Below are 4,671 nucleotides of genomic sequence, written 5' to 3' on the forward strand. Positions count from 1 at the left end.
CCCCCGACCAGTACCCCCGACCACAACTGAATCTGATCCGAACAGCAGTAGTAAAACCCATCGAAAGGAACCATCATGACCGTCAACGACACCACCATCGAGGTCTCGATCACCGTCTACTCCAAGCCGGCGTGCGTGCAGTGCACGGCCACGTACAAGGCGCTCGACAAGCACGTCGGTGCCGACCACTACGAGGTCGTGGACATCTCCCAGGACGACGCGGCGCGCGAGCTCGTGGTCGGCATGGGCTACCTGCAGGCGCCCGTCGTGCTGGTGCGCAACTCCGCGACCGGCGAGCTCGTCGAGCACTGGTCCGGATTCCGCCCGGATCGCGCGAAAGCCTGTGCTAATCGCCGGGTCACCGCGCCCGCCAGCCGCGACGTGACGGCCGCGGTTCCGGCGTGATCGAGCGTCCCGCCCGCGGCGCCGGCACTCGACCGCTTCGGCGGCAGGGAGCGAGTGCGCCGCGGGCCGGGAGACGCTCGCCTTAGCGCGCTTCATGGCCGTAGACCGAGATCGAGGAGACTGCGAAGTCGCCCATTGACGTTCCGGCCGCCGCTTGCGTCGGGCCGGTCGTCGCCAACCCGAGACCGAGGCCGCCGTTGCTGCTGCCGGTGCTCCGCGTCTGCGGGTTCCCGGTCGGCTGAACGGTGCTGCGGATCATGATCTTGATCTGCGAGGCCAGGCGCGGCTGCCGGAACTTCGCGACCGTCTCGTTGCGCGCACCGCGGGTGTCGAGGGACTCCGGAGTCTGCGCGGCACCGTTGTCGCCCGGGGCGCCGTAGAAGTAGATGTCGATGAGCTTGACCACCCGGTGGCGGATCCACTCGTCGGAGCCGTCGGGGTTGACCGCATTGAAGCCCGGAACGATCCCGAGCGCGGACACCATATAGAGCCCGCCCAAGTCGAGCGTGAGCACCTGCCCCGCGGGAATGCCGGCGGTAACGCACACCCAGGCGGTGTTCATCTGACCGTCCGTTGCGAGATCCCCCTTGGTGCTCCCCGCCGGGCATCGCGCTGTCGCGCTCTTGACCGGGATGGCACTGTCCGCCGTCGCCGCCGCGACGGACGGAGTCGCTGCCGGCGCGGTCGTCTCGTCCTGGTCGGCGACGACCGTCGGCTGCGGTGATCCGTTGGTCGTCAGCACGAACACGAGCGCGACGATGAGCACGAGGACTCCAGCCCCGAGGAGCACGGCGCGACGGCTGCGCATCGACGCGGGAACCAAGTCGCCGACCGACTTGCCGAGCTCGACAAAACGCGAGTGCTCGACACCCTCGGATGCGTCGTCGTCGGTCTCCTTCTCCTGACCTTCGAGAGGAGCATTGCGCTCGTCGCGCGGCAGCTCGACAGTGTCGCGATCACTGGGACCATCAGCCGCGGCAGGCGCCGGCCGGACGATCTCGTCGGAGGCATGCCGCTGGGCGCCGGGCGCAGAGTTGTCGATGCCTGCGGCGAGCAGGCTCGCGATGCGATCAGAGGATGCACCCATGGCACCGCTCCTCGACGGGCTGGGCGCTGCCGTGCTGGTGTCGGAAGACTCGACGCGCGGCGACTCCGGAGCATCGAGCGGCGGCGTCCGCGGGACGCTCGGCGCGACGGAGCCGAGCGTCGGGCGCATGGCAGGCAACTCCTCGACCGGATCGTCGAGAGTCGTGTCGGACGCGAAGGCCGATCCGACCATCGCACCGACGTCGAGCCCGAGTGCATCGAGACCGTGAGGCGCATCGTCCTCGGTCGCATCGCTGTCGCTGCGATCGGTCATTGTCACCACCTGAAGGTGTCGCGCCGCAGCGATGGTCCAGCGGCTGGTATCGAGTCAAGTGTAGTGCGGAGGGCGTGAGCGCAGTGGATAGCGACGACCCGCGGTCGCGCACGTGCGCTTGATCGCGCCGCGCGACGATGGCCGGCGCCGCGATCACGACGCTGCGGCGAGCGCGTAGAAGGTGATGTCATTGCGTCGCTCGGACGCGCGATCGCGGAGTCGCTTCGTCGCGCGCCGCAGCCGCGATTCCAGCGCGCTCTCGGACACACCGATCTCGGCCGCGAGCTCGCGAATGGAGATGCCGTCCGACCGCTGATACAGAGCGGCGAGAGTGTCGATGTCCGACACCGAAAGGACCCCGCGATCGCGGGCCCACGCGAGGAGGGTCTCGGTGGACAACAACGACTCGACCGACGGCGGCTCGACGGGCTCCGCAGCGAGATGCTCCGGGAGCTCGTCGGTGGTCGCCAGCTCGCGCTGCTTACGGGTGGCTCCACCGAGGGTGCGCCAGTACAGGGTCTGGCCCGGGTGGTCGGTCTCCGGATCGATCTTCGACAGCGCCGTGAAGAACGCCAGCACGGTCTGCTGGAGCTGCTCGTCGGCGCGGATCCCGAAGTCCGCGGAGTGCACGTGCGCGCTGTGCCGGATGCGGCTGATGCTCGCCAGGTTGGCGAGCGCCAGGACGACGCCAGCACGGTGCGATCCGGACTGGAACAGACGGATCAGTGAGCGCGTGAGCTCGCCGTCGGTATCGCCGCGGTAGTGCTCGACGATGTCGATCATCGTGACGGGTGCGATCTCGGCGATGGCCTGATGGTCGTTGATCCAGGTGCGCAGCTCGGTCGTCGCAGAGCGGGTGGTGATCTCCGAACGCAGCGAGTGGGCGATCGAGTCGTAGGTGGGGGAAGCCGTCGTAAGCATCGGTTCTCCAGAGGCATCGGACCCCTCGTCGGGGTGCTGAGTGATGCCTGTAGTGAACGGCGCGGCGTTGCCCAAATCCTGTTGCTCGGACGGTTGCAGCTGTTGCGAAATCGATAGCAATGCTGCCAATCGAAAGATAACAATTAGATAACGGGCAGATGCTGTGACCTGCGATGATTCGGTCTCGCAACACCTGGACCGGAAAAAAGTTCGCGCCAGTGACGGGAAGACCGATCGCTAGCGAGGCTGCGCAATCACCTGCTGCGGATCGGCTCCGAAATCGCCTCGGATATCAACGCCCGGACCGCCGCCAGATCAGACCTCGACCACGACGCTTCTGTGTGCACCGCCGGCGACGGAAACGTGCTGTGCAGCGCGACCAGCAACCGCGGCGGATACATCACCGAAAATTAGGATCTTTCCTGTGACACGACCGCGTTGCGAGAGGTCTTAGGACGTTGTAGGTGACGCGTTGCACGTAGGGATTGCACGGGGAGTCTTAAGCTCGGCTCCTCTAAAGGCCTTCGGCACGGGCCGAGCTTAAAAGTCCTGTCAAGGATCTGACACCCACGATCGGCAACGGCGCAGGAATCTCCGTCCCAAGTTCCATTTCAAACTGAGGTGACGGGAAACGCGGGCAGGGCACGTATAGGACAAGTGAGCCCCCAAAAGCACCCGCCAAGCCAGACCTCTTCAGGTCCGGCCCGAACACCCCGGACGGAAGGTCACGCCGTGAGCAACGCACCCACCAACGTCATCCCCCTCGTGCGCGACGATGCCGCCGCTGCCGAGGTGCAGATCCGCCGGCACATCGCGCACCTGCGCAGCCTCCTCGACGACCTCTACGACGCTCCCTTCGACGAGAGCTCGTCCACCGATCTCATCAGCGTCCTGGTCAACGATCACCCGGCCTACGTGCAGGCGTACCGCGCCCTGCACCCCGCCTCCTAAACCCACCACCGATACCGCGAAAGGAGCCACGCAATGGCGACCATGTTCCGCACCCGCAAGCCCGCCGTCCCGAGTGACGATCCGTCCGCGTGGATCGACCAGGCGGAGTCCGTCGAACGCCGCCGCCGGCGCTTCGACATCGCCACCAAGGTCGCCGCCTTCGCGGCCCTGGCGATGGTGATCTTCATGTACTTCGACCGACCCGCGAACGAAGCCGCACTCGCCGGCAACTACTCGATCGCCGATAGCTTCTTTGCCGCAGCGTTCGCCGAGGACTTCACCACCTCGATGCTGACCGCGACGAGCACCAACGACAACAACCTTGAACGCTTCGTCCCCACCGAGGGAATGCAACTGCCCTCGGTTGCGAACACCGTCACCGACCCGATCGTCTACCAGCCCCGGCAGACCGAGAACGTCGACGGCGTCGAGGTCTACCGCGTCGTCGTCGGCGTCCGCATCGCCACCGTCGGAGCGAGCACCGCAGCCACCCCCGAACGGTCCTACTTCCAGATCCTCGTCTCGATGCTCAACCGCCGCCCCCGCATCGTCGGCGGACTCACCCCGATCGAGGGTCCGCGCAAGGGCTACGACCTCAACCTCGGGTACCGCAAGTCCGTGTCCAAGAACTCGCAACTGGCCACCGCCGTCACCGGCTTCGCCAACGCCTACCTCACCGGCAAGAACGACGAGCTGGAGCGCTACACGCTCGCCGACGCCAAGCTCACCAGCCTGAGCCCCGCGCCGTACTCCACCGTCACCCTGGCGACGATCCTCGCGGACTCCAACGACGACCAGCCGACCGGCAACCGCACCGTCCGAGTTCTCGCAACCTTCATCGGCCAGACCGCCACCTACACCGCCACCCAGGTCACCTTCCCGCTGACGGTCACGGCCGCCTCCGGACGCTGGCAGGTCTCCGCCATCGACACCTCGCCGCTGCTCAACTCCAACGGCGGCGCCGTCGCAACCCAGGCGCCGAGCACCTCCGCAAAGCCGACCGCCCCGCAGCTGACCCCCGTCACCATCACCCC

5 protein-coding genes are annotated in these 4,671 nt (G+C 66.9%); 3 read left to right on the forward strand and 2 right to left on the reverse strand.

Annotated elements, in window-relative coordinates; all coding sequences use genetic code 11:
* Window positions 1-75 precede the first annotated feature (75 nt).
* Window positions 76-405 (forward strand): glutaredoxin domain-containing protein, encoded by a 330-nt coding sequence (locus tag ACM9LD_RS24955; RefSeq protein ID WP_415679208.1) that lies wholly within the window; start codon window positions 76-78, stop codon window positions 403-405.
* An 82-nt stretch (window positions 406-487) separates the two neighbouring features.
* Here the strand turns inward: ACM9LD_RS24955 and ACM9LD_RS24960 are convergent, their stop codons facing one another.
* Both ACM9LD_RS24960 and ACM9LD_RS24965 read right to left on the reverse strand, forming a co-directional pair.
* The gene (locus tag ACM9LD_RS24960; protein WP_415679209.1) at window positions 488-1,765 is read right to left on the reverse strand and encodes a discoidin domain-containing protein; all 1,278 of its coding nucleotides are present in this window, start codon (window positions 1,763-1,765) and stop codon (window positions 488-490) included.
* 153 nt (window positions 1,766-1,918) lie between these two features.
* Window positions 1,919-2,686 carry an RNA polymerase sigma factor gene (locus tag ACM9LD_RS24965; RefSeq protein ID WP_415679210.1) on the reverse strand — a complete coding sequence of 256 codons (768 nt, stop codon included), beginning with the start codon at window positions 2,684-2,686 and terminating at the stop codon, window positions 1,919-1,921.
* A gap of 732 nt (window positions 2,687-3,418) precedes the next feature.
* Between ACM9LD_RS24965 and ACM9LD_RS24970 the strand changes: the two genes are divergently transcribed.
* Window positions 3,419-3,637 (forward strand): hypothetical protein, encoded by a 219-nt coding sequence (locus ACM9LD_RS24970; protein ID WP_415679211.1) that lies wholly within the window; start codon window positions 3,419-3,421, stop codon window positions 3,635-3,637.
* A gap of 33 nt (window positions 3,638-3,670) precedes the next feature.
* On the forward strand, window positions 3,671-4,671 hold a 1,001-nt coding region (locus ACM9LD_RS24975; RefSeq protein ID WP_415679212.1), incomplete at its 3' end, for a conjugal transfer protein.

The sequence above is a fragment of the Tsukamurella hominis genome (genome assembly GCF_965137015.1).
In the GTDB taxonomy this organism is placed as follows: Bacteria; Actinomycetota; Actinomycetes; order Mycobacteriales; family Mycobacteriaceae; genus Tsukamurella; species Tsukamurella hominis.

Bases quoted from the DNA above. Each gene is read 5' to 3' on its own strand.
- ACM9LD_RS24960 (WP_415679209.1), bottom strand. From the start codon at position 1,765: ATGACCGATCGCAGCGACAGCGATGCGACCGAGGACGATGCGCCTCAC.
- ACM9LD_RS24965 (WP_415679210.1), bottom strand. From the start codon at position 2,686: ATGCTTACGACGGCTTCCCCCACCTACGACTCGATCGCCCACTCGCTG.
- ACM9LD_RS24955 (WP_415679208.1), top strand. From the start codon at position 76: ATGACCGTCAACGACACCACCATCGAGGTCTCGATCACCGTCTACTCC.